Source organism: Peptoniphilus koenoeneniae, assembly GCF_030812875.1.
GTDB lineage: Bacteria > Bacillota > Clostridia > Tissierellales > Peptoniphilaceae > Peptoniphilus_B > Peptoniphilus_B koenoeneniae.
The window spans coordinates 75,722-101,997 of record NZ_JAUSTN010000003.1 but is presented as its reverse complement, the minus strand read 5'-3'; the positions used below and the strand labels follow the sequence as shown (position 1 = coordinate 101,997).

The following is a 26,276-nucleotide window of genomic DNA, read 5'->3' as shown; positions in this document are numbered from 1 at the left end:
CGGTTAAGGCCGGGTGTTTTAAATTAAAAACATTTAAAAAAATTTATTTGAAATAGGAGAAAAGATGGACAAAAAAGAAAACAAAATTCCGGGCTTTAAAAAAGAAGTTGGCTTGGAAGCAGTTATATTTTTAGTGCTGTTCTTTGCTTTCTTTATCTATATGGGACGACAAATGGGCGGAACAAATATGATAAAGACAATGATGCTTACAGGTTATGATTTGCTCATGAACACCTGTTGGTATTTAATGGCAGTTGCAGTTCTTGCCGGTGGAGTGTCAGGAATATTTTCTGAATTTGGAGTAATCGCACTTATAAATACCTTATTAAGTAAAATAATGAAGCCTATATATGACTTACCAGGGGCAAGTTCTCTTGGAATGTTAAATTGCTACATGTCAGATAACCCTGCTATTCTTACACTAGCCCATGATGATAACTTCAGACAATATTTTAAAAAATATCAGATGCCTGCTCTTACAAATTTAGGTACGGCATTTGGAATGGGTTTAATAGTTACAACAACTATGATGGGATTTAAAATTGATGGAGCTATTAAGGGTGCTTTAGTTGGAAACATAGGAGCTATCGTAGGAAGTATTGTTTCAGTAAGACTTATGCTTAGAAAAACTAAAAAATATTACGGAACTGAAGAATATGTTTCTTCATCTTTAGCTGACCCCATTCCGCACGGAATGAGAAGAGTAAGAGAAGGATCAGTCGGTTCTCGTTTTATTCAAGCCCTTCTCGACGGAGGTAAAGTCGGCATAGATATGGGTATTTCAATAATTCCAGGTGTAGTTATTATTTGTACAATAGTAATTATGCTTACAAATGGAACAGGAGATGCAGGAGTCTATAACGGTTCCGCAAATCAAGGTATAGCTGTTCTCCCTCTACTTGGAGAAAAACTTAATATTATTTTGGAACCCCTATTTGGATTTACAAATCCACAAGCAATAGCAGTGCCTATTACAGCTTTAGGCTCAAGTGGTGCAGCAATTGGAATAGTTGCTGAAATGGCAGGTAAAGGTGCAATAACTGCAAATGATATAGCTGTATTTACTGCAATTTGTATGTGCTGGAGCGGATATTTATCAACTCATATTGCCATGATGGATGCTCTTGGAACAAAAGAAATGACAGGTAATGCAATAATATCTCACACTATAGGCGGTTTTTGCGCAGGTATTGCAGCACATATTATTATGATGTTTTTATAACTATTTAAAGGGGGCCCTAGGGTCCTTTTTTTAAATTATTTTAAAGGAAAGGGGGATTTATGAACGCAGAAAAATTTTCACAACTTGTAGTTCAAGTTTTTAAAGATGCTCAAAACATTGCAATCAGATATGAAAATGCAGAAGTTACTGATTTACATTTGACTCTTGCAATTTTAAGAAATAAGGGAACGGATTTATTAAAAACCCTCTCCAAAATGGGTGTAAATTTACTTGAATTTGAAAATAAGATAACTGAAGCAATAGAAAAATTAAGATCATCAAAGGGACTTACAAATTTATATTATTCAAGACCCTATCAAAGAATTATTATTAATTCTGAAGAAATAGCAAGAAATATGTATGAATCTTATGTAAGACTTCCTCAACTTTTTCTTGCCATATTAAGAGAAGATAAAACAAGTTCCCAGGCAATTGCTAAAGATTTCGGTATAGATTATATAAGTTTAAGAAATGAGCTTATGAAAAAATTTACCGATGTTGATGCTGATGGTCTGTCAGAAGAACAAATAAAGGTTCTTTCAAAATATGGAAGGAATTTAACTTTAGAAGCAAAAGAAGGAAAACTTGATCCCATAATAGGAAGAGATGAAGAAACTTTAAGCTTAATAAGAATTCTTTCAAGAAGAATAAAAAATAATCCTGTTTTAATAGGAGAAGCTGGAGTTGGAAAAACAGCAATAGTTGAAGGCCTTGTTCAAAGAATTGCAAAAAATGACGTTCCAACTTTATTAAGAGATAAAATTGTATTTTCTCTTGATATGGCATCATTAATAGCAGGAGCAAAATTTAGGGGAGATTTTGAAGAGAGATTTAAAAAACTTTTAGAAATAATAAAAGAATCTCAAGGGAAAATAATTTTATTTATAGATGAAATTCATAACATTATAGGCTCAGGATCAACTTCAGGATCTCTTGACACATCAAATATTTTAAAACCCATGCTCGCAAGGGGAGAAATCCTTACAATCGGGGCAACAACCATAGATGAATATAGAAAATTCATAGAAAAAGATAGAGCTTTAGAAAGAAGATTTCAAAAAGTTTTAATAGAAGAACCTTCTGAAGAAGCATCAATTTCTATTTTAAGAGGAGTAAAAAATAAATACGAATCCCATCATAAAGTTAAAATTACAGATTCAGCAATAGTTTCTGCAGTAAAACTTTCAAAGAGATATTTAACTGAAAGATTTTTACCAGATAAGGCCATAGATTTAATAGATGAAGCTTCAGCACTTTTAAGAATGAGTATAGATTCCATGCCTTCAGAACTTGATGAAATGAATAGAAAAATCACAAGACTAGAGCTGGAAAAAGCATCTCTTTCAAGGGAAGAAGATAAACTTACAAAAAATCGTCTTAAAATCATTGAAGAAAACTTAAAAATCTTAAATGAAGAATACAATAATAAAAAAGATCTTTGGCAAAAAGAAGTGGATAGGCTAAATGACATTTCAGATCTTAAAATGGGTCTTGATATTTTAAATGAAAATTTGGAATCCGCCATAGGAAACAGAGATTTTGAAAAAGTCGGAAAATATGAAAAAGAAATTGAAGATAGAAAAGAAAAATTAAAAAAATATGAAATTGAAAAGCCCTACTATCCTATAAATTTTGAAGTTGGAGAAGAAGAAATAAAGGGAGTTCTTTCAAGACTCACAGGAATCGCTCTTTCAACTTTAAATGAAAAAGAAATTGACAGAATAAAAAAATTAAAAGAAAATGTTAAATCTCACTTTGTAGGTCAAGAAGAAGCAGTAGATGGAATAATTAAGGCCATCATAAGATCAAAAAGTGGTTTGTTAAATAAAGAAGACCCCATAGGAGCTTTTTTACTAAAAGGCCCATCTGGAACGGGAAAATCTTATATAGGAAAAGTTTTAGCCGATCAATTGTTTGATGAAAAATCACTTTTAACATTTGAAATGAGTGAATTTACAGATAAATCTTCAGTTACAAAATTAATAGGAGCTCCTCCAGGATATGTAGGCCATGAAGCCGGAGGAATTTTAACAGAAGCAGTAAGGACAAAACCCTATTCCGTCTTACTCTTTGAAGATATAGAAGTTGCAGACAGAGAAGTTTTAGGCATCATCATTCAAATTATTGAAGATGGAAAAATTACTGACAATAAGGGAAAATTAATTGACTTTAAAAACACCCTTGTTCTTTTAACAAGTTCAAGTGAGATAGAAAATAAGGAAATTTTAAATCATGTTGATGAAGTTTATAATTTTAAATCTTTCACTTTGGAAGAAACGGAAAAAATTTTAACTTTAAATCTTCGTGAATTAAAAAAAGACTTAATTGAAAGAGGCGTTGAACTTACTTGGGATGATTTAAACACTAAAAAACTTGCAAAAGAACTTATGAGTGAGGATTTTGGGGCAAGAATAGTAAAAAGATTTATAGAAAATGAGATAGTAACACAAATTTCCCTGTTAAGCCTTGAAGGAAAATTAAAACCAGACTCAAAACTTATTATTGATGAAGAAGGCAAAGTTCAAATAATATAAACTGACATTTTTAAAAGCCTGTGATAAAATCAACTAGTAATAAATGGAGGTAATATGAAATTTTTAGACGATAATTTTATGCTTAGGAATGAATATGGAAAGAAATTATATTTTGATTACGCAAAGGATCAACCTATATTTGATTTTCACTGTCACCTTGAAGCAAAAGAAATTTATGAAAATAAAAAATTTAAAAATATAACTCAAGCTTGGCTTGGTGGAGACCACTACAAGTGGAGAGTTATGCGTGCTTACGGTATAGAGGAAAAAAGAATTACTGGAAATGCATCAGATTATGAAAAGTTTGAAGCTTGGGCAAAAGTTGTTCCAAATTTAATAGGCAACCCTCTTTACCATTGGACCCATCTTGAGCTTAAAAACTTTTTTGGCATAGAAGAAACATTAAGCCCTAAAACTTGCAAAGAGATTTGGGAAAAATGTAATGAACTTTTACAAAGGGATGATTTTTCACCAAGGGCATTGATTTCAAAAAGTAATGTGTGGGGAGTTTGTACAACAAATGATCCTCTTGATGATTTGAAATACCATAAGCTTTTAAAAGAAAGTGATTTTGAAACAAAAGTTATTCCTGCCTTTAGACCAGATAAGGCTTTAAAAATTGAAGATGCTTCTTTTAAAAATTATATAGATGAGCTTTCAAAAGTATCAGGTTTAGAAATTAAAGATATAGATTCTTTAAAAAGTGCTCTTCTTTTTAGGATCCAATACTTTGACCAAAATGGAGCCTGTGCATCAGATCATGGTTTGTCCAGAGTTCCCTTTGCAAGGTTAAATAAAGAAGAATTAAATAAAGTTTTCCAAAAAGCTTTGCAAGGTCAAAAGCTTACAGATATGGAAATCGAAGCTTATATGACAGAACTAATGTTATTTTTGTCAGAGGAATACTGTAAACGCAACTGGACTATGGAGCTTCACATTCAAGCAATAAGAAACAACAACGAAAAAATGTTTGAAAAGTTAGGACCTGACACAGGTTACGATGCAGTTCACGATGAAAAAATAGCAGAAAAAATTTCAAAACTTTTAAGTGCCATGAATGATAGGGGGCTGCCAAAAACTTTACTTTTCAGCTTAAACCCCAAGGATTTATATTCTCTTTCAACCATCGGAGGATCCTTCCAAGGAGAAAAAGAAGGAGAAATGAAAGTACAAATCGGTACTGCCTGGTGGTTTTTAGATCATAAAGATGGAATGATAAATCAAATGAGAACTCTTGCATCAACAAGTGTATTTTCAAAATTTGTAGGAATGCTAACTGATTCAAGATCTTTCTTATCTTATCCAAGACACGAATACTTTAGAAGAATTATGTGTAATTTAGTTGGAGAGTATGTAGAACTGGGAGAATATCCATGGGATGAAGAATTTTTAGGACAAATGGTTAAAGATATAAGTTTTAAAAATTCTAAAGATTTTATAATAAAATAAATTTAAAATAATTTTAAGTCCTCGGCAAATAAGCCGGGGATTTTTTAAATATACTTAAGTTTCTTAACTTATTTTAAAATTATTCATATTAAAGTTAACTTGTCTGTTATAATAAAAATAAGGAGGTTTATTTATGAAAGTAACAGTATGTATGGGTTCGCGTTGTACCCTTATGGGTGCCAATGCTATTTATGATCAACTTGAATACATAATTGACGATCTTTGTGGACCAGATTCTGAAATTTGTGATTCCGAAGGTATAGAAGTCAATTGCTCAAAATGTCTTGATTTATGCAAGAGGTCAGATACAAATGTAGCTCCCATTGTAATAATAGATGATGAAATTATCTATAATGCAACGCCTCAATTAGTTGGAGAGAAAGTTATGAAAGGGCTTAAGAAAGATTAATGAAAGAAAGTTATTCACGTATAGTTGAACTTAGGCGTAGAGTATTTGCGGAAGTAGCAAGGATTGCATATGAAGATTTAGACGTGGAAAGTCTTGAAGATGCAAGCTATAGATTATTTCCGGGAGAAATGCCTCAGTATAGAGAAAATATGTTTAGAGAGCGTGCAATTGCAGATGAACGTATAAGACTTGCAATGGGCATGCCCATAAGAAGAATAGATGTTTATAAAAGAGTAACAGATGGTTTTGATAAAGTTGACATTGATACAAATGCCTATGAAAAACCCCTGGTAAATGTAATAAAATTTGCCTGTGAAGCTTGTCCTACAAGAGCTATTTATGTAACGGATAATTGTAGAAGATGTATGGCTCATCCCTGCACTAACGTTTGTCCTGTCAATGCAGTATCAATAGGCAAAACTCGTGCTCACATAGATCCTGAAAAATGTGTAAAGTGCGGAAGATGTGAAAACACCTGTCCCTATAATGCCATAGTTGATTATGACAGACCTTGTGCTGCAGCTTGTGGAGTAAATGCAATAGGAAGCGATCAATATGGCCGTGCTGAGATAGATCATGATAAGTGCGTAGCTTGCGGAAGATGTATAAGTGAATGCCCATTTGGTGCCATAGCAGATAAAACACAAATTTATCAAGTTATAAAGGCAATCAAAGCAGGAAAAAAACTTTACGGTGCAATAGCCCCGTCTTTTATAGGTCAATTCGGTCAAAGAACATCTCCAATGCAAGTGTTTGAGGCTATAAAACACTTAGGATTTACAGATGTTATAGAAGTTGGCTTGGGAGCAGACCTTACAACTCTTCATGAAGCTAAGGAATATCTTGAAAGAGTTCCTGAGGACATTCCCTTTATGGGAACAAGTTGCTGCTATTCCTGGGCTCTTATGATAAAAAATATGTTCCCTGAATATGCAGAACAAATTTCAGACTCCGGATCTCCCATGAGATATACGGCAGAATATATTAAGAGCATAGACAAGGATGCAGTTGTAGTTTTTATAGGACCATGCACATCTAAAAAACTTGAATCTTTAGATACAAACATTAAATCCAGCGTAGATTTTGTAATAACCTTCGAAGAACTAATGGGAATGTTTGTAGCAAAAAATATAGAACCTTCAGAAATTGAAATAGATTCAACAGTTGAAGACGCATCTGCCCTAGGTCGTGGATATCCAGTGGCAGGAGGAGTAGCTAATGCAGTTAAAGAAGTTGCACAAAAACTTGATCCTACAAGGGAAATTAAAGTTGAAGGAGCAAATACTCTTTCTGAGTGCGTTAAAATGATGAAGCTTGCCAAAGCAGGCAGAAAGAACGGATATCTTCTTGAAGGTATGGCTTGTCCAGGAGGTTGTATAGCAGGAGTTGGAACTATTGCTTCTACAACAAGAGTAAAGAAAAATTTGGATAAGTTTATAAATGAAAGCCAGTATAAATATCCTTTTGACAATAAAAAAATTGAAAAACAAAATATAGAATAAAAATATGATAGATAAAGAGAAATTAGAAGATGCTTATAAAAAAAGAGATTGCTTTTTTAAAGCAATAGAAAATGGGGATTTAGACAAAGTTAAGTCAATGCTTCCCTATGTAAAAAAAGTTCTTAAAAGCGGCGAAATGGGACTTTTAAAAAGAGTTTACAAAGATTCCCTGAGAAGTCTTAAAAACATTATGCTTTCTTATAATTCTCTTTATTTTTTATTTGCACAAAAAGGCGGCATGGATTCTTTGACAAGTCATTACTTGGCTGAAAATTATGCAATTATAATAGAGGGAGCATCAAAGGAAGAAAATATTTGGGAAATACACGATGAAATGGTCTACAAATATACGGATCCTAAAAATAGACAAGGACTTTCTGAAAAATCCCTTGCTCAAAGAGTCAATAAACTTTTAAATGTGAATTTCATGTATCCAATTACAATAGATGATTTGGCAAATGAGCTGAACGTAAGTAAAGAACACATGATGAGAAAATATAAAGAAAAATATAAAAAAACAATTTTGCAAGATTTGCAAGAAATAAGAATTGAAGAAGGAAAAAAATTTTTAAAACACACAGATTTAAAAGTTATAGATATAGCTTTTAGCGTTGGATATAATTCCAGTCAATATTTTTCAAAAGTTTTTAAAACTTTCACAGGTTTAAGTCCCAATGAATTTAAAAAAATGCAAAATAAAAGTCATTAAATTACACAAAAAGGTCAATATTTTATAAGAATGTTGACCTTTTTTTATGTAAAATATTCTTAGAAAACGTAATCATTATAAATAATAAAAGTAGGAGGTAATAATGAAAATAATAGGTCCCATAGAAGTTACAGAAAACTCTCATCCATTTTCATCAATGAAATTTTCAAGGGAAATAATACATCTAGAAGATTATAATTTTATTGAAGAAGAATATTTTATAGAGGATAGGGCAAATGTATATGATTTAAAAAATAATCAAGTAGAAATTTTTAAAGAAGATTTGCCTTTTACTACAAGAATTTTAGTTAGAAGACCAAAAAATTCAAAGGACTTCACAGGAATTTTGTATGTTGACATTATGAATGCAAGTAACGGTTATGATATAGAAGACCTTTGGAGAAGAAGTTATCTTCATATTATGGAAAACAACCATGCTTATGTTGGAATAACAACAAAGCCTATAAATGTTTTGGCACTTAAAAATTTTGACTATGAAAGATATAAAAGCTTAAATTGGTCAAATGGAGAAATTGTAAATGCCCCTGCAACAATAGACCCTTTAACAGCATCAATTGAAGGAACAGAAGAAGGACTTGTTTGGGATATTTTGTTAAAAACAGGTCTTGCCTTAAAAAGAGGAGACCTTCCTCAAATAAAAGCTGATTATATTTATCTAACAGGTCAATCACAATCAGGAATCTATTTAAATACATTTGTAAATTATATGCATAATTATTACAAAAAAAATAATTTAGAAATTCCCTTTGATGGATACCTTTCATTAGCCTCAGGAGGTCTTGGAAGGGCCTTAAGACAAATAAAAGACTCTAAGGTACCAATGAGCATAAAAGAATGCAGAGAAGAGGAAATAGACCGTCCTGTGATAACATTTAACGCAGAGGGAGATTATAAATTATTTGAATCCATGGGTTCAGAGTTTAAAAAGACAAGAAATGAAAATACGGATAAAAATAAAAGAAGATATTATGAAATGGCAGGAGCTCCCCATACTAATGCAGCATCACCTCTTGTTCCAAAAAACGAAGAAATAGTTAAAACTAAATGTCCGGCAAGACTTTTAGACAGCGATTATGACTACAGACTAAATGATTTACCCTTTGATTTTTATATAAATTCTATTTTAGATTTTCTTCATGATTGGGCAAAAAATGGCAATGAACCACCTATAATAGAACCCTTAAAAAGAGAAAAGGGAAAATTTGTAAAAGACAAATATGGAAACACATTAGGAGGAATAAGAAGCCCATTTTTAGAAGTTCCAAAAGCAAAATATCTTGCCAACGCAGAGGATAATCTGACAAACGGAATTATGGAATTCTTCCCAGAAGAAAAAATTAAAGAAATTTATGGAAGTTTTGAAAACTATATTGAGCAATTTGAAAAATATGCCCTTAATCAAGTAAAAGAAAAAATGCTCACAAAAAATGACGCAGAAAGAGCAATTGATTGGGCAAAAAATATTAAAAAATAAAGAGGTGTATTATGAAATTCAGACCCTTTGGAATTAAAGACCAAATAGGATATATAGCAGGAGATATGGCAGGATCCTTTGTAAATCTTACATTCGACGCCTTCTTCCTCGTATTTACAACTTACGTTTTAAAAGTAGACCCTAAATTTATGTCAGGACTATTTTTATTTGCAAGACTATTTGACGCAGTAAACGACCCACTAATAGGATCACTACCAGACAGATTTAAAATAAGTAAAAAAACAGACAAATTTAAACCCTGGATAAAAATATTCATGTGGCCCTTAGCCATATCAATATTACTTGGCTTCTTTGACGTAACAAGCCTTGGCTTTGGAGAAATCACAAAACATATTTGGGTAGCCTTTGTATATATTTTATACGGAGTAAGTTACACAGGAACCTCAATGCCCTTTGGAGCAATGGCATCAGTAGTAACCCTTGTACCCTCAGAAAGAAGTAAATTATCCGCATGTAGAGCAATAGGGGGAACCCTTGTAGGATATGGATTTATGTCAGTAATACCAATGTTTATTTGGGATTCAAATAACAACCCAAATCCTTCAGGCTATCTAAAAGTAGGGATAATAGCAGCCCTTGGATGCCTAATTTGTTACACCATCCTTATGCTTTTCACCATAGAAAGACATTCATATGCAAGCAAAAAATCTGAAGAAAACACAAAAAATAAAGAATACTCCTTCTTTAAAGTAGTAGGACAAGCATTAAAAAATAAAGCCATGCTTGGAATAATGTTCGCATCAATAGGATCTCTTATATTTATAACAGGAAATTCACAATTTGGCGGATTTATATTTAAAGAATTTTACAAAGCACCAAAAATGCAATCAATGTATATGTATTTGCAAATACCCCTTACAGTTATACTCTTTGTAATAGTACCAAGACTCTCCACAAAAATAGGAAAGAAAAAACTATTAATAGGAGCCCTACTATGGAACCTTGTAATAGCCATCCTCCTATTTGTAAAACCAATAGAAGAAGTAAAAATTTATATAATACTAATGACCCTTGCAAACATAGGACAATGTACCTTTGTAATGCTTGTTTGGGCATTTGTAGCAGACGCAATAGACTATCATGAATATATCTACCACGAAAGAAATGACGGAACCCTATATTCAATCTATACATTCTCAAGAAAAATAGGCTCAACACTAGCATCCTTTGGAGCAACAGCCCTATTAAGTATTGTAGGATTTGTAACAGGAGCAGCAAACCAAAGCCCACACGTAATAAGTGCCATAAGATATCTTGGAACGGGAATACCCCTAGCAGCATGTATTATAGAATTAATAGGAATAGTATTTATATTTAATCTAAACAAAGAAAAAAGTGATCAAATAGCAGCAGAACTTGCTCTAAGGAGTGAAAAAGGTGAAGATTGACATACACGTTCACGTAACAGAAAAAGAAGGACAAAAATTAAACGGAGAAGAAATAATAAATCCCCAAGAAATGATAAAATCCATGAATAAAAGGGGAATATACAAATCCATATTAATGTCCAGTTCAGAAAAAGAAGAAGACTTAATGAGTAACTATGAACTGAGAAAAATAGTAGAAAAATATCCAGAAAGATATGGTTATATGTGTAACATAGACTTGGATAAGGAAGACAAAATAGAAGAAAGAATAAAAGAAGAAAAAGCATTAGGAGCACTAGGAATAGGAGAACTAACCTATAACAAAGAAATAGACTCAGAAAAACTTTTCCTTTTATTCGATGCCTGTCAGAAAAATAAAATGCCAGTCCTATTTCACATAAGCCCGCAAATAGGAAAATATTACGGAGTGTATGACGAACAAGGCCTTCCAAGACTGGAAAAAGCCCTAAAAAAATTTCCTCAACTAATATTTATAGGACACTCACAGCCCTTTTGGTTTGAAATTTCAAAAAACAAAGAAAATCTCACCATAGAAGAAAGAAACGAATATCCAAAAGGAAAAGTAGAAGAAGGAAGACTTAGCTACCTTTTAAGAAAATACAAAAATCTCTACTGTGACTTATCAGCAAACAGTGGCGGCAATGCCCTTATGCGAGATAAAGAATTTGGAATAAAATTTATAAAAGAATTTCAAGATAGACTCATGTTTGGAACAGACATATACCAAAAAGACCAATATTTTCCCCTCATGGATTATTTAAATAAACTCTTAGAAGAAAAAGAAATAACAAAAGAAATATATAATAAAATTTTTTATAAAAACGCACAAGAAATATTAAACATATAAAAATAAAAGTTGTAAGTAGAAAAACTTACAACTTTTTTAATAAAAAGATTTAATAAAAAATGTTAAGTTTTTTCTCCCACATTGTATACACGGACCGGTAAACCAGTCCCTAGGCCCCACAAAAGCCCACAGGTCATGTGGGGCAATTTTATGCGAAGAGGTTTCAAAAGAATAGAACTCCGCAATCGAATGTAGGGACCAACTTTGAAGACCTAACCCGATTTTTGAAAAAAATCGTGGTAGGTCTCATGCAACTATTTGCCCAAATCTTTGATTTGGCAGCAAATATCTGCTATTGGTCCGATCGCCGTCAGGCGAAATTATTAAAACAAAATAAAAAAGAATAAATACAGATTTAACCTCAATGAAAACAATAGGAAAGAAAAGCGTAAGCTTTTCCACCCTAAAAAAGCCTATCGAAGGGTAAGGATTTGGAGCAGTTCCAAGTGGGACAAGGAAAAAACAAGGACTATCTCAATAAATACTAACGCAAGCACAAGTATAAAATAGGCTAAAGTGACTTATCAGCCTATTTACGATATAATATATCTTAACAATAAAACGGATATGGGGTATTAATATGGCAATTTCTTATAAACCATTATGGCACTTATTGGTAGAAAGAGAAATGAACAAAGAAGACTTAAAAAGAGCTGCAAACATAACAAGCAACATAGTTTCAAGAATGAGCAAAAATTCTTATGTGAACTTAGAGTCATTAGAAAAGATTTGCTTGGCATTGGATTGCAGAATTGAAGATGTTATAGAAATTCATAGAAATGAGGTGGAATAAAATTGGGCAACCTATCACAAATCAGAAGAGCTGAAATGCTTGAATACCTAAATCATCTAAAAGAAATTCACACAGATGATGAAAGTAGGATTGCACTTAGCAAGATTGAAACAGCCTTAACTGAGAAAAAATATGGATTAGTTTGGGAAGAACACGAAGAAGAAGTAGACAAACAACTTGTTCATAACATACCAGTTTTTAAAGAGATAGAAGATAAAAAGATAGTTAGAGATAATACCACCGATTTCAATTTTCTCTTAGAGGGGGATAATCTACATTCTCTAAAATTACTAGATAAGACTCACAAGGGTAATATTGATGTTATCTATATTGATCCACCTTACAATACAAAGAATAAGGAATTTGTATATGATGATAATAGGGTAGGTCTTGATGATGGGTTTAGACATTCTAAATGGCTATCTTTTATGGGAAAAAGGCTAGATTATGCTAAGAATTTATTATCTGATGATGGGATAATATTTATTAATATTGATGAAAATGAAGTCCATCAATTAAAAATTCTTGGTGACGAAATTTTTGGTGAAGATAATTTCTTGGGAGAATTTATCTGGAAAGCACGTTCTGGAAAAGGTGGAACTACAGCCTTAATTTCTATTGAGCATGAGTCTATTCTTTGTTATGCAAAAAATAAACCCGAAGCAAATTTTTATATGGAAATTAGGGTTAGTGATACTGAGAAGACAGAACAATTAAGGCAGTGGGGACAAGCTATATATAGGGAAGATAGACCAACAATGTTTTTCCCAATATTTTTTAATAATCTAGACAACAAATGGTGTTTACCAACTAAAGAGGAGTTGCAAAACTTATACGATAATGAAAATAAAGAGTTTAATGACTTATATTTAAATTCTTTAATTGAAAAATATAAAAAAGAAAATTGGGAATCATTTTTGCCGATTATCGATTCTAGGTATGGAAGATGGCGTAGAGGATATGACGGGATACAAGAGCTTATAGATGAAGAACTTATAATAAGTGACGTAGAAAAAGTAAAGCGAATAATACCTGGAGGAAATATTACAAAAACGGCTGTAAGTTCAATTTTGCCTGAAACATTAGGTACTTCAGCAAATGGAACTAAAGAAATAAAAGAGTTGTTTGACAACAAAAAAGTATTTGATACTACAAAGCCTTTATCTTTAGTAAAATATTTAATTAATCTTGGTACGTTCAATAAGAAAAATGCTAATATAATAGACTATTTTGCTGGGAGTGGAACAACTGGGCAAGCAGTTATGCAGCTTAATAAAGAAGATGGTGGAAATAGAAAATATATTCTTTGTACTAACAATGAAAACAATATTTGCGAAAAAATAACTTATAAACGAATGAAGAATATACAAAAAGAACTTCCTCATAACCTTAAATACTATAAAACAGAATTTATACCAAAACTTTCAGAAGATGAAGAAATTTTATCTTCTAAACTTCTTGATTATATCAAAGAAATGGTCGAGCTTGAAAATATGTGTGAGATTGATGGGAATAGTAGAAGAATCATTTTATCTGATGAAGATTTAAATATAGCACTTTATGAAATGAAAAAAAGTGGTGTTTTGTATATCCCATCATTCATATTGCTTACTAATGAAATCAAGGATAGTATCGAGGAAAGAAAACTTGAAGTTGTTACTATCCCGGATTATTATTTTACAGAAGAATTAAGAGAGGTGAAGGAATTATGATGTTAGATTTATTTGATTTTCAAACGGATGCCAAAAATTATCTTTTGGATAAAACGACAGATCCAAATGCAAAAAGAAAAATTATTGTAAAAAGTCCGACTGGGTCTGGAAAAACAATAATTCTACTCTCTTATATCTATGACTATCTTCTATGGCAGGACCCTAATAAGGTATTTATCTGGCTTACTCCAGGCAAGGGAGATTTAGAGGAACAATCAAAAGATAAAATGGACGAGTTTATTCCTCATGCAAAATCTGCTAATATACACGATGCTCTTCTGCAAGGTTTCAAGGGTGGCTATACCTATTTTATAAACTGGGAAATGATAACTAATAAAAAGAATAATGCACTTAAAGATAGTGAAAAGAAAAATCTTTTTGAAAGAATTGCAGAAGCACATAGGGAACAACTTTCTTTTATAACAATTATTGACGAGGAGCATTTGAACAACACCTCAAAAGCAGATGATATACTATATGCCCTTAATTCTGATAGAGAAATAAGAGTATCGGCAACAACTGTCAAAAACCCAATGGCAGAATTTTATGAAATACCAGAAGAAGAGGTAATAAATTCTGGTCTTATAACAAAGGCACTTTACATCAATCCTGGTATTGAAGCAGACGAGATGGACGACCTTGAAAGTGAAACTATTTATCTAATACAAAAAGCCGATGAAAAGAGAAAAGAAATTAAAGCTGAGTATGAGAAAATAGGAGAAAAGATAAATCCTTTAGTCATTATACAATTTCCAGATATGAGTGAGTCCTTAGTTACTTTTGTAGAAGAACACCTAACAAATATGGGTTACACCTATAAAAATAAAATGCTTGCTAAATGGTTAAGTGATGAGAAAATAAATACACTTGATGTTACAGATGAAGACTCAAAATCAAACTTCTTGATTATGAAACAAGCCATATCAACTGGTTGGGATTGTCCGAGAGCAAAGATACTTGTAAAACTTCGTGAAAACATGACGGAAACCTTTGAAACGCAAACAATAGGACGCATAAGGAGAATGCCAAGAGCAAGGCACTATGACAATGACTTATTAGATTTTTGCTTCCTCTATACATTCGATGAAAAGTACAAAGAATCTGTTATACAAGGTGGAAATGCCTATGAAGTTAAGAGGTTATTTTTAAAAGACAAGTGTAAAGATTTTGAACTTGTAAAAGAATATAGAAATAAAGACTATCAGTTTGTAGATGAAGTATTGGTTAGAGATAGAGCTTATGACTATTTCAAAGAAAAATATAAACTAACCAACATTAAAAAGGACAATGAAAAATTATTAGAGTCTTATGGTTTTATAATGGGAACAAAAGTTATATCTACCTTTAGAACTGGTAAGTTTATAAAACTCAAAGATATAGTTGATGAAAAGCAAGGCGAAAATAGAGAAATAGCCTATGAAGTATCAACTCACGATCATGGAATTGATTGTTTGCACGCAGTTGATATGATTAAAAAAGTCACTGGTGTGCCATCTAACAAAATGAGAGCAATTCTTCAACATCTTTTCCATAAAAATATACCATCAAGCAAGAAGTTGTTAAATCTTTCGAATCGTGAGTGGTACGCTTTTATGATAAATAACGCTTATAAACTCAGAGATGACTTTTTAGATTTAGCTGCAATTTCTAATGAAAGACAAATGCAAATCTTGGATAAGAAAACTGAAAAATGGAAATTGCCATTAGAAGATTTTTATAAGTATCTTCCGTATGAAACAGAAGTAGTCGAGTATGAGAAAAATGCTTATAAAGAATACAACACATCTATGACAACATCTCAATTTAGATCGACTTCAGAACAACTCTTAGAAAACTATCTTGAAAGTAGAGATGATGTAGATTGGTACTATAAAAATGGAGATACAGGGCAACAATATCTATCAGTTATTTACGGTAATAATCTAAGCAAAGAATATCTTTTTTATCCAGACTATGTAATCAAAAAGAAAAATGGAGAAGTATGGATAATTGAAACTAAAGGTGGAGAGTCAAAAGGAAAAAGTAAAAATATTGATAAGCAAATCGAAAATAAATTCTATGCTTTTAAGGATTATGCAGATAGACGTAAAATAAATTGGGGGTTTGTTAGAGATAAAGATACAAGACTTTATATTAACAATACAAACTACACAGAAGAAATGAATAATGAAAATTGGAAAAGACTAGAAGATATATTTTAATGAGGTGTTGAATGACAGAAAGTAACGTTCCAAAAGTATTTATATCATATTCATGGGAAAGTAAAGAACACTCAGATTGGGTTAAATCTTTAGCAGATAAATTATTATCAGATGGTATTGAAGCTATAATAGATAGTTATGATGTAAGTCCAGGGGATAGACTTCCAAAATTTATGGAAAGCTCGATAAGAGATAGTGATTATGTAATTATAATATGCACTGAAGAGTATAAAAGGAAAGCTAATAATAGAGAAAAAGGTGTAGGTTATGAAAGTCATATAATATCTGCGGAACTCTACAATAATCACAATGATAGGAAGTTTATTCCAATCATCAGACAAGGAGATTTCAATACAGCTTTACCTACTTACCTAAACGGAAAACTTGCAATAGATTTAAGAGGTAATCCATTTAATGAAGAATCATATAAGGATCTTATTGCATCGATATTTAAAGTTAAAAAGAAACCTAAAGTAGGTATAAGACCATATTATGTTGATGAATATGAACCGATAACAATTGAGGGAGAGGATATAAAAATCGTAGGCATTATAACAAATGAAGTTACCTTGCCAAAAAATGATGGAACAAGAGGCTCTGCTTTGTATAGTGTCCCTTTTAGATTATCTAGCAAACCAACTGACACATGGTCTGAATTATTTTTAAGAAACTGGGATTACCCACCAAGCTTTACATCAATGCATAGACCTGGAATAGCCAGAGTTGATTCTGATAGAATTATTTTAGATGGAACAACAATCGAAGAGGTACAAAAATATCATAGAGATACCCTAATCTTGTGTGTAGAGAAAACAAATGAAGAAGAAAAAAAATATAGAAGAAGAGAAGAACAATTAAAAAGAAAGAAGCAAGAAGAAATAGAAAATCATTATAGAAATATAGAAGATATTTCAAAAGACATAAGATTTTAATTGCACAATGATTTATATCTTAAGAGAGGAGACAAACTAAATTGATGAAAACACTTGGTATGTTAACAATCATTTGCTTAACAGCATCAATTATGATGGTGAATTTTATACTTATTATACCGAAATTTGGCTCGAAGCATTTCGGCGCACCTGATGATATCAAAGTTATGATGAGTAAGTTGCCAGATAAACCGATTTGGGTCAATATATTCGGCGGACTTATCATGGTACTTGGATTGCTAACCATTGCAGCCGTCCTAGTCTGGGCAATTGTTGATACAGTAAAATTTAGTTTAACTTTTCAGCAAGCCTTTGTTAGATTTTTAATACTATTTGAAGGATATAAGCTTTTTGATATTATCTTTTTTGATTATCTCATGCTTACCAAGTTAAAATTGCCGACTAAAGTTTACCCAGAGACGGTTGGTGCTAAGGGTTATGATAATTTTGGTTTTAATGGGAAAAGTCAGATCACAAAAGTTATAATCTTCTTTTTCGTGAGCTTAATTTTGGCATATTTATTGACCGTTTTGGTTTAACTAAAAATTCATAACTTGTAATATTCAATTCAACTTACTGGCTATTTGTTTAAAGGGGCTGTAGCTTAAAAAGAACCAATTATCAGAAATAGATAGAAGCCATGAACAGTTATATGGAGATAGGTTAGAGGGAAATATAAGCGAAAGAAACTTCAATTTAATAAACTAAAGGAGGAGAAAGACAAGTGATAATAGATACAAAAATTGGAAAGCTTTATGGACAAAAGGATGAGGATTCAGGTGTATATTCAATTTTAAGCATAAACTATGCTAGGGCAGAAAGATTTGAATATCCGACATTAATTCAAGACTATGACTATAAGGAAAAATTTATAAATAGGGAAGGAACCTTTGCCTTTCCTCAAAAATCTTACCCCCTTTTTATGAATGTATTTTTAAAACATTTTATGTTACGACCTGAATTTTTGCCAATCAAGGACCAAAAGACTGAAGATGCCTTTGTAGTAAATATTTGGACTGGTGGTTTTGAAGAAAAGAAGCCGGTTTTGGTTTTTATCCACGGTGGCGGAGAGGGTTCAGGAACTGTTCCTATGTACACTATGAAAAATCTTGCAAAAAAAGGCCTTGTTGCAGTTTCTATAACATATAGGATAGGAAACTTTGGCTATATGCCAACTTGGGAGGGTGAAGATTTTTCTGCAAATCTCACTTATTTTGATCAGCAAAAGGCCCTTGAGTGGATAAGAAAAAATATAGGTTATTTTGGTGGGGATGAAGAAAATATTACTCTGATGGGCCACTGCGGTGGAGGACTTGCAGCCCTTTATCATTATTTGAATCCTATATCCAATAAATTATTCGATAAGCTTATAATTTGCTGCGGCAATCTTCCCATGCTAAAAAGCCTTGATCAGGCAAAAAAGACCTACTATCAAATGTTAAAGGATAATAAAATAAACTCTCGAGAAGAATTAAAAAAGATGCCCAAAGAAAAGTTTATGAAGATAAGAAAGGGACAAAATGATGTCTTGGACGGGAAATTTTTTACAAAAGATCCCTTACAAGTCATACAGGGCCTTGATTTTCCAGAAAACCTATTTTGATTGGCAGCAACCAGGATGAATTTTCCATGATTGAAATTCCTATTTATTACAAATTTTTAGGAATTGCAAAAAAAGAAAAAGATTTGAAAAATACTATAAAGAAAAAATATGGAAAATATGCTGAAAGGTTGGAAGAAAGCTTTAAGCCCCTATCTAAGGACCATATAGATCTGCAAATACAAATAATGGAACTTAATATCTTTCACTCCAGCGCCTTGTATTTGATGGAAAATTTTTCAAAGAAATGCCCTGTCTATGGCTACAGATTAAATGAAGTGCCAAATCTTTATGATGGTTTAAGAGGGGCTTATCATGGGGCTGAGCTTGCCTTTTTCTTTGGAAATTTGGACAAGATGAATATAGAAATCAGCGAGGAAAATAAAAAGGCCAGAGATTTAATTCAAAAAGATTGGTTGGATTTTATAAAAAGAGGAAAAATTGAAGGAAGAGTTCTTTTTAATGAGAAAAAAGAAATAAGCCTTTATGAAAATCAAGAAGTTACAACAATTAGATTTCCTCAAGCAGACCTCATCGACGATTTATATGAAAGCGGAATTTTTGAAAAAGAAAGGGCAGACTATATAGATAAAAGATAAATAGAAAGATTAAAAGGTTAGTGCCTAAGATTGATGTGCACCCATAAGACTGGACACAATATTTAAATAATTATTATTACATGGATGTTAGCCTATATTTTGCAGGTGGCATCCATTTTGTTTTGGATTTAATAGCATAACAAGAGTGTTGGGTGGCTTTATTTAATATTTTAACTGTTTATTAGATGATAAATGATTTCATTCTGATAGATTATTCGTTTTTGTTTTTTAAATAATAGCATAGCAGAGGTTTTAGTATGTGTTTTAAAGGAGAATACAAACATTTTAAAGTTAACATTTAAGTCGAGAGAGAAACTTAAAGACGGGGAGAAGATATCTTCATCGTCTTTTTTATTACAAGAAAGGAGATAAATATGAAAAAATTAGATCAAATAAGACAAGAGTCAAAAGAAATAAAAGATAAAATAGACGATACAGAACAGAGATTAAGGCAACTAAAAAATCAAGAAAAAAAGATATTAAAACAAGACATAATAAAAAGAAGAAAAGAAAGAACTCATAGACTAATAACAAGAGGAGCAATCTTAGAAAGCCTTATAGAAAATTCAGAAGAACTAACAGATGAAGAAATAAAAATCCTACTAGAAGAAGCAACAAAGACAAAAGAATTTAAAGAAACACTAAGAATAATGAGAGAAAATTAAGAAAATATAAAAATCTCTACTTTGACTTATCAGCAAACAGTGGCGGCAATGCCCTTATGCGAGATAAAGAATTTGGAATAAAATTTATAAAAGAATTTCAAGATAGACTCATGTTTGGAACAGACATATACCAAAAAGACCAATATTTTCCCCTAATGGATTATTTAAATAAACTCTTAGAAGAAAAAGAAATAACAAAAGAAATATATAATAAAATTTTTTATAAAAACGCACAAAAAATATTAAACATATAAAAATAAAAGTTGTAAGTAGAAAAACTTACAACTTTTTTAATAAAAACAAAATGCTATACGTAAAGCATAAAAAAATTATTTTTACTTTAATTTTTAATAAAACATCAAAGAAGGTCAAAAAATTCTTTACAGAAGAATTGGTTCATGTTATCATAATCTAAAGAAATATTTTTTTTGTCTGAAAAGGCAAAGATGGTCAAAGGTGATATTATGGCAAAAATTTCAAATTCAATAGAAGATTTTTTACTTGCAATGTTAAAGGAAGCGGAGGGAAGTCTTGAAATTCAAAGATCTCTTTTAGCAGAGAGGTTTGACTGCGCTCCAAGCCAAATAAATTATGTTTTAACTACTCGTTTTACTCCATACAAGGGATATTATGTTGAGTCGAGGCGTGGAGGCGGAGGCTTTATTAGGATTACTAAGGTAAGGTTTCCAAATGCTGAGCTTGCAAGAAATGTATTTATAGATGAAATTGGAGATTCAATTACAAGGGACAAGGCTGAAGAACTTATTAATTCTCTTTTAAATGCCGGAAAGCTTACACAAAGGGAGGCTCATATTATTATGGCGGCTATAAGTGATAGGGCTTTAGGTTCTCATGTGGAAGACAGAAATACTATAAGAGCTGATATTTTAAAAAATATTGTTTTGTTTATTTTAGGAGGCAAATTATGATTTGCGATAATTGTAAAAAAAATGAAGCTGTAATTTCTTTTACAAAGATTGTGGGAGAAGATATAAGTGAAATTCATCTCTGTTCTCAATGTGCTGAAAAAAAATTAAAAGGCGAGGGCTTTTTCAATGTTTTTATGAATGATAGGGTAAAGGGATTTTTACAAGATATATTTAAGTTTAGAGGCGGCAGTGAGGACCAAATGGAAATAAAAGAGTGCAGAAACTGCGGTTCAACTTTAGGTCAAGTTATGGAGGAAACTTGTGTTGGTTGTGAATCTTGCTATGATGAATTTAGACCTGATGTGGAAAGATTTCTTAAGAATCTTCAAAATTCCTGGACTCATAAGGGCAAGATGCCTATTAATATTTCCGAAGATTTAAAGTTAAGACGTCATGAAATGGATTTAAATGACAAATTAAATATGGCAGTTTCTCTTGAAAACTATGAGGAGGCTGCAAAAATTAGAGATGAGATTAAGGCTTTGAGGGGGAAAAAATGATTATTGTTTCCGGGATAAGATTGCACAGGAATATAAGCGGTTTTCCTTTTGTTCCCAGAATTTCATCTACAGAAGCTGAAGAGCTTTCTTTAAAAATTCATGACCTTTTAAATTTAAAGGGCTATGAAAGACAAGAAATTTCTCGCATGACTTCTCTTGAGAGATTAAAATTTTTGGACAGTATTTCAACAAGTCCTATGCTTATGGAAAATAGAGAGATTTCTTCTCTGGAGTCAAGGAAAAATTCTCCTGATATTTTTTTAATGGAGGAAGATCATCTTGTTATCACAGACTCTCTAAGAGGATTACATTTAAAAGAGATGTGGGAAAAGATAAATGGTATAGATGATTTTATAAGTGAAAATTTAAAATATGCTTTTGATGGAGAGTTCGGCTATTTAACAAGTCAACCCCAACTTTTAGGCACAGGTCTTGAACTTGGAGTTTTAATGAGTATTCCTGCTCTTAATTATTATGGCATGGATTCTTTAAGTCGTTCTCTTTTAAGAATGGGTTTTAGCCTTGACAGAATGGAGAAAAGTGGAAAAGAAAGTAAGGATATTTTTGTTTTAACTAATGAAAAAACTATAGGAATTGGAGAAGATTATTTAATTGACAAAATTTCTTCTCTGGCTCTTGAAATAGAAGATATGGAAAGAGAAAAACGTAAAAAATTTTATATGGACGAAATAATTAATCTTGAGGATTTGGTAAACAGGTCTTATGGTATTTTGAGAAATGCAAGGATTATTTCTGAGGAAGAAATGATAAATAATTTTTCAAATATAGCCTTAGGTATAGATTTAAGTATCATAAAGGCAAAGGATCAAATAGATATTTATGAATTAGCCAAGACTTTAACTGACGGAGCTTTGCAAATAGAAAGAGGAGCAATTATTGAAAAGAAGTCCAGGGATATTTTACGTGCCAACAAAATCAGACGTATTATGAAGGAGGTTTTTTGATGGACATGTATATAAAATGGTCGGAGTCTGGACAGAAAGCACTTATAATTGCACAAAATGAAGCAAGGTTAAGCGGCCATGCCTATATAGGTAGTGAACATATTCTTCTTGGAATTATTAAAGAAGAAAATGGTTTAGGTTCTAAAATTTTAAAGGGCATTGGCATAAATTATGAGAAAGTAAAAGAAAAAATTGACAGCCTTATTTCCAGGGGCAACAACCAAGGCATGGATAATTTAGGATATACACCCCGAACTAAGAGAATAATAGAGCTTGCCTTTGAGGCGGCAAAACAAACTAAGAGTAAAGAAGTTTCAACGGAACATCTTCTTCTTGGAATTTTAAGAGAGGGTCAGGGAATTGCCATACTTGTTTTAAGAAGTTTGGGAATAAGCTCTGAAAATTTGGAAAGATCCATTTTTAAAGCTATGGCAGAAAAGAGAAATTCCGATCTTGAAGAGGACGGCGAAAAGGGTCTTTCCCAGTGGACAATAAATTTAAATGAAAGAGCTCAAAAGGGAAAGATAGATCCTGTTATTGGAAGAAATGAAGAAATAGAAAGAATTATTCAAGTTCTTTTAAGGCGTAAAAAAAATAATCCTGTTCTTATTGGAGAACCTGGTGTTGGAAAGACAGCCATAGTTGAAGGTCTTGCACAAAGAATTATTTTAGGACAAGTGCCTGAATTTATTAAAAGTAAAAAAATCTTAACCCTCGATGTTTCCGCCCTTATAGCTGGAGCAAAATATAGGGGAGATTTTGAAGAGAGATTAAAAAGTGTAATAGACCAAGCAAGTGCCGATGAAGATGTAATTTTATTTATTGATGAAATCCATGTTCTTATAGGAGCAGGAGCTGCAGAAGGCGCTATGGATGCTTCAAATATTTTAAAACCTGCCCTAACCAGGGGAGATCTTCAAATAATAGGGGCAACTACAACAAGTGAATATAGAAAACATATTGAAAAAGACACAGCTTTTGAAAGAAGGCTTATGCCTATAAATGTAAGTGAGCCAACAATAGAAGATTCAATAAAAATAATAGATGGTTTAAAGGAAAATTACGAAAAGCATCATGGACTTATAATTTCTAAAGAGGCCATAGAAGCTGCTGTTAAACTTTCTCAGAGATATTTAAATGATAGATTCTTACCAGACAAGGCAATAGATATTATTGATGAAGCTGCTTCAAAACTTAGAATAGGTTCTTTTAAAGTTCCAGATTTTCAAGTTGAATATGAAAAAAAATTAAGAGATGTTGAAGAGGAAAAAGAAAAGGCTATTTCCAATCAAGATTTTGAACTTGCAGCAAGTTTAAGGGATAAACAGAGAAAATTACAAGATGACCTTAGAATAAAAAAAGAGGAATTTGAAGAGAGTAATGAAAAACCTCTTGTAGGCTTTGAAGATATAGCAAAAATTGTTTCTGATTGGTCGGGAGTTCCCATAACAAAACTTAATTCAGAAGAAAAAACAAAACTTAAAAATTTAAATGAAGAATTAAAAGAAAAAGTTAAGGGACAGGACCAAGCTGTAGATAGCCTCTCTAAGGCCGTTAAAAGAGCGAGAATCGGTTTAAAAGATCCAAATAGACCTATAGGGTCATTTATTTTCGTAGGGCCTACAGGAGTGGGTAAAACCTATTTGGCTAAGACCCTTGCAGAAAGTTTATTTGGCAAGGCTGAAAATATGATAAGAATAGATATGAGTGAGTATATGGAAAAACATACCGTATCAAAACTTATAGGTTCACCTCCAGGATATGTAGGTTACGATGAAGGAGGACAACTTACTGAAACTGTAAGGACAAAACCCTATAGTGTAATTTTGTTTGACGAAATAGAAAAGGCCCATCCTGATGTTTTTAACATTTTACTTCAAATACTTGATGAAGGAAGATTAACTGATTCTCAAGGAAGGACTGTAAATTTTAAAGACACTGTAATTGTTATGACTTCTAATGCTGGAGCAAATTTATTAAAGAAAAAATCTCAAATGGGTTTTTCTATTGATTTGGAAGACCAAAAAAAGACTGAATATGAAAATATGAAAGAAATTATTTTTACTGAACTTAAAAATAATTTCAGACCTGAATTTTTAAACAGGGTTGACGATATAATAGTCTTTAAGGAATTAGGAGAAAAAGAAGTTGAACAAATAGTTGAAAATATGTTAAAAGACCTTGCTTTAAGAATAAGGGAAATGGATATAGACATTAAATTTTCAGATGATGTTGTAAAATATATAAGCAAAAAGGGCTTTGATAAAGAATATGGGGCAAGACCTCTTGCAAGAGCTATAAGAACTAACATTGAAGATGCCCTGGCAGATAAAATATTAAGTGGAGAAGTTCAAAAGGGCTCAGGTATAACAGCTTATATTCAAAATGAAAAACTTGTTTTAAGAAAAATTTCAACAAAAAATAAGGAAAAAGAAAATGTACAAGTGTAATAAGTGCGGTTACACTTCTCCAGGATTTTTAGGTAAATGCCCTGAATGCGGAGCTTGGGGAAGTTTAGAAGAAAGCATTGAAGAAAAAGAGCATAAAAATCTAAAAAAAAGCCTAGGCGGTCAAAGTCCAGCTAAGCTTTTAAAAGATGTTGAATTAAAAGATGACAGAAGAATCTTAACAGGTTTAAGTGAATTTGACAGAGTAATGGGTGGAGGAATCTTAAAAGATTCCCTCACCATTTTAACTGCAAAACCGGGAAGTGGAAAATCCACCCTTCTTTTACAAATTTCAAATATTTTGGCGGAAAAAGGAAAAAAGATTTTATATGCATCGGGAGAAGAATCTTCCACTCAAATAAAAGCAAGGGCTCTTAGAATTGACGGAAGAGTATCAGATAGGCTCTGGGTAATTTCCACAAATTCCCTTGATAAGGTTATAGAAGAAGCAGAAGAATTAGATATAGATATACTTATTATAGATTCAATACAAACTTTTACTTTAGGAAGACTTACAAATAGACCAGGTTCTCCCACTCAAATAATGGAATGTACTTATGAGCTTATGTCTTTAAGTAAAAACTATAAAAGACCAAGAGCGATATTTATAGTAGGTCAAATGACAAAAGAAGACGAACTAGCGGGAGTAAGAAGTCTTGAACATGCAGTGGATACAGTTTTATACTTAACGGGAGATTCTTATGAAGAATTAAGAATTCTATCCACAACAAAAAATAGATATGGCTCAACGGGGGAAATGGGATTTTTCAAAATGACTTCCAAGGGTCTTCAGTCCATAGACAATCCTTCAAAATATTTTATGACTGAAAGAAAAAAAGGAGAAGAGCAGGCAGGCTCAGCCCTTTGTGTAGTAAGAGAAGGGACAAGACCTATCATCCTTGAAATAGAAGCTTTAGTAAGTAAATCCTTTATGCCCTATCCCACAAGAATAAGTGAATCTTTAAGAAAAGAACAACTTTTTACAATAATATCCATTCTGGAACAAAGAGCAGGCCTATCCATGTTTGATAAAAATGTAGTTGTAAAAACAAGAGGGGGCATAAATCTAAGAGAAGGAGCAAGTAATCTTGCAATTCTAATGAGCATATACTCGAGCTTAAAAGATATTCCCATAAAGGCAGGATCAATCTTTATAGGAGACTTAGGTTTAACAGGAGAATTAAAAGCCTGCCCCTCCATAGATATAAGAATAAATGAAGCCCTTAGAATGGGCTTTGATAAAATTTATATTCCTGATATAAAACTTGAAAAAGAAGATAAAAAATTAATAAAATGTAAACACATAATAGATGTTATAAATAAAACTCTTAATGATTAAAAATTAAAGTTATTTTTT

Annotated in this window: 22 protein-coding genes and 1 pseudogene; all 23 read left to right on the top strand. The window is 31.9% G+C overall.

Features of this window, described 5'->3' with window-relative positions; translation table 11 throughout:
- Positions 1-64: 64 nt before the first annotated feature.
- The 23 genes and pseudogenes from J2S72_RS03385 (at position 65) to radA (ending at position 26,258) form a co-directional block, all read left to right on the top strand.
- The gene (locus tag J2S72_RS03385; RefSeq protein WP_307494976.1) at positions 65-1,222 is read left to right on the top strand and encodes a CD0519/CD1768 family membrane protein; all 1,158 of its coding nucleotides are present in this window, start codon (positions 65-67) and stop codon (positions 1,220-1,222) included.
- 59 nt (positions 1,223-1,281) lie between these two features.
- Positions 1,282-3,756: an ATP-dependent Clp protease ATP-binding subunit gene (locus J2S72_RS03380; RefSeq protein WP_307494975.1), complete on the top strand. Its 2,475-nt coding sequence runs from the start codon at positions 1,282-1,284 to the stop codon at positions 3,754-3,756.
- A gap of 54 nt (positions 3,757-3,810) precedes the next feature.
- Complete coding sequence (gene uxaC, locus J2S72_RS03375; protein WP_307494974.1) at positions 3,811-5,205, top strand: glucuronate isomerase; 1,395 nt, start codon at positions 3,811-3,813, stop codon at positions 5,203-5,205.
- Positions 5,206-5,338: 133 nt separating this feature from the next.
- Positions 5,339-5,614, top strand: a complete 276-nt coding sequence (locus tag J2S72_RS03370) for a (2Fe-2S) ferredoxin domain-containing protein (RefSeq protein ID WP_023055390.1) — start codon at positions 5,339-5,341, stop codon at positions 5,612-5,614.
- Positions 5,614-7,116 (top strand): 4Fe-4S dicluster domain-containing protein, encoded by a 1,503-nt coding sequence (locus J2S72_RS03365; protein ID WP_023055403.1) that lies wholly within the window; start codon positions 5,614-5,616, stop codon positions 7,114-7,116. The genes J2S72_RS03370 and J2S72_RS03365 overlap by 1 nt, the downstream gene beginning before the upstream one ends.
- A 4-nt stretch (positions 7,117-7,120) precedes the next feature.
- Positions 7,121-7,825, top strand: a complete 705-nt coding sequence (locus tag J2S72_RS03360) for a helix-turn-helix domain-containing protein (protein ID WP_023055412.1) — start codon at positions 7,121-7,123, stop codon at positions 7,823-7,825.
- A 103-nt stretch (positions 7,826-7,928) separates the two neighbouring features.
- Positions 7,929-9,320 (top strand): alpha/beta hydrolase domain-containing protein, encoded by a 1,392-nt coding sequence (locus J2S72_RS03355; RefSeq protein WP_307494973.1) that lies wholly within the window; start codon positions 7,929-7,931, stop codon positions 9,318-9,320.
- Positions 9,321-9,331: 11 nt separating this feature from the next.
- On the top strand, positions 9,332-10,729 hold the full coding sequence (locus tag J2S72_RS03350; RefSeq protein WP_023055335.1) for an MFS transporter: 1,398 nt from the start codon (positions 9,332-9,334) through the stop codon (positions 10,727-10,729).
- The gene (locus tag J2S72_RS03345; RefSeq protein ID WP_307494972.1) at positions 10,719-11,576 is read left to right on the top strand and encodes an amidohydrolase family protein; all 858 of its coding nucleotides are present in this window, start codon (positions 10,719-10,721) and stop codon (positions 11,574-11,576) included. The genes J2S72_RS03350 and J2S72_RS03345 overlap by 11 nt, the downstream gene beginning before the upstream one ends.
- A gap of 580 nt (positions 11,577-12,156) precedes the next feature.
- Positions 12,157-12,369: a helix-turn-helix domain-containing protein gene (locus tag J2S72_RS03340; protein WP_008902116.1), complete on the top strand. Its 213-nt coding sequence runs from the start codon at positions 12,157-12,159 to the stop codon at positions 12,367-12,369.
- Positions 12,370-12,371: 2 nt separating this feature from the next.
- Entirely contained in the window at positions 12,372-14,081 is a 1,710-nt protein-coding gene (locus J2S72_RS03335; protein ID WP_023055364.1) for a site-specific DNA-methyltransferase, read from the top strand.
- Positions 14,078-16,282, top strand: coding sequence for a DEAD/DEAH box helicase (locus tag J2S72_RS03330; protein WP_081696577.1), 2,205 nt, complete (start codon positions 14,078-14,080; stop codon positions 16,280-16,282). The genes J2S72_RS03335 and J2S72_RS03330 overlap by 4 nt, the downstream gene beginning before the upstream one ends.
- 11 nt (positions 16,283-16,293) lie before the next feature.
- Complete coding sequence (locus tag J2S72_RS03325; RefSeq protein WP_023055316.1) at positions 16,294-17,214, top strand: toll/interleukin-1 receptor domain-containing protein; 921 nt, start codon at positions 16,294-16,296, stop codon at positions 17,212-17,214.
- Positions 17,215-17,258: 44 nt separating this feature from the next.
- The gene (locus tag J2S72_RS03320; protein WP_036739347.1) at positions 17,259-17,753 is read left to right on the top strand and encodes a hypothetical protein; all 495 of its coding nucleotides are present in this window, start codon (positions 17,259-17,261) and stop codon (positions 17,751-17,753) included.
- Between the two features lie 185 nt (positions 17,754-17,938).
- Positions 17,939-18,817: a carboxylesterase family protein gene (locus J2S72_RS03315; protein WP_023055374.1), complete on the top strand. Its 879-nt coding sequence runs from the start codon at positions 17,939-17,941 to the stop codon at positions 18,815-18,817.
- Positions 18,818-18,843: 26 nt separating this feature from the next.
- Positions 18,844-19,413, top strand: coding sequence for a carboxylesterase family protein (locus J2S72_RS03310; protein WP_023055431.1), 570 nt, complete (start codon positions 18,844-18,846; stop codon positions 19,411-19,413).
- A 374-nt stretch (positions 19,414-19,787) separates the two neighbouring features.
- Entirely contained in the window at positions 19,788-20,078 is a 291-nt protein-coding gene (locus J2S72_RS03305) for a DUF3847 domain-containing protein (RefSeq protein WP_023055416.1), read from the top strand.
- 53 nt (positions 20,079-20,131) lie between these two features.
- A pseudogene (locus J2S72_RS03300) lies at positions 20,132-20,332 on the top strand (hypothetical protein); the annotation flags it as partial.
- A gap of 210 nt (positions 20,333-20,542) precedes the next feature.
- Positions 20,543-21,007 carry a CtsR family transcriptional regulator gene (locus J2S72_RS03295; RefSeq protein WP_023055314.1) on the top strand — a complete coding sequence of 155 codons (465 nt, stop codon included), beginning with the start codon at positions 20,543-20,545 and terminating at the stop codon, positions 21,005-21,007.
- The gene (locus J2S72_RS03290; RefSeq protein ID WP_023055363.1) at positions 21,004-21,507 is read left to right on the top strand and encodes a UvrB/UvrC motif-containing protein; all 504 of its coding nucleotides are present in this window, start codon (positions 21,004-21,006) and stop codon (positions 21,505-21,507) included. The genes J2S72_RS03295 and J2S72_RS03290 overlap by 4 nt, the downstream gene beginning before the upstream one ends.
- Positions 21,504-22,472: an ATP--guanido phosphotransferase gene (locus tag J2S72_RS03285; protein ID WP_023055439.1), complete on the top strand. Its 969-nt coding sequence runs from the start codon at positions 21,504-21,506 to the stop codon at positions 22,470-22,472. Before J2S72_RS03290 ends, J2S72_RS03285 begins: the two co-directional genes overlap by 4 nt.
- Positions 22,472-24,922, top strand: a complete 2,451-nt coding sequence (locus tag J2S72_RS03280; protein ID WP_023055435.1) for an ATP-dependent Clp protease ATP-binding subunit — start codon at positions 22,472-22,474, stop codon at positions 24,920-24,922. Before J2S72_RS03285 ends, J2S72_RS03280 begins: the two co-directional genes overlap by 1 nt.
- Complete coding sequence (radA, locus tag J2S72_RS03275; protein WP_023055327.1) at positions 24,909-26,258, top strand: DNA repair protein RadA; 1,350 nt, start codon at positions 24,909-24,911, stop codon at positions 26,256-26,258. The genes J2S72_RS03280 and radA overlap by 14 nt, the downstream gene beginning before the upstream one ends.
- Positions 26,259-26,276: the final 18 nt, after the last annotated feature.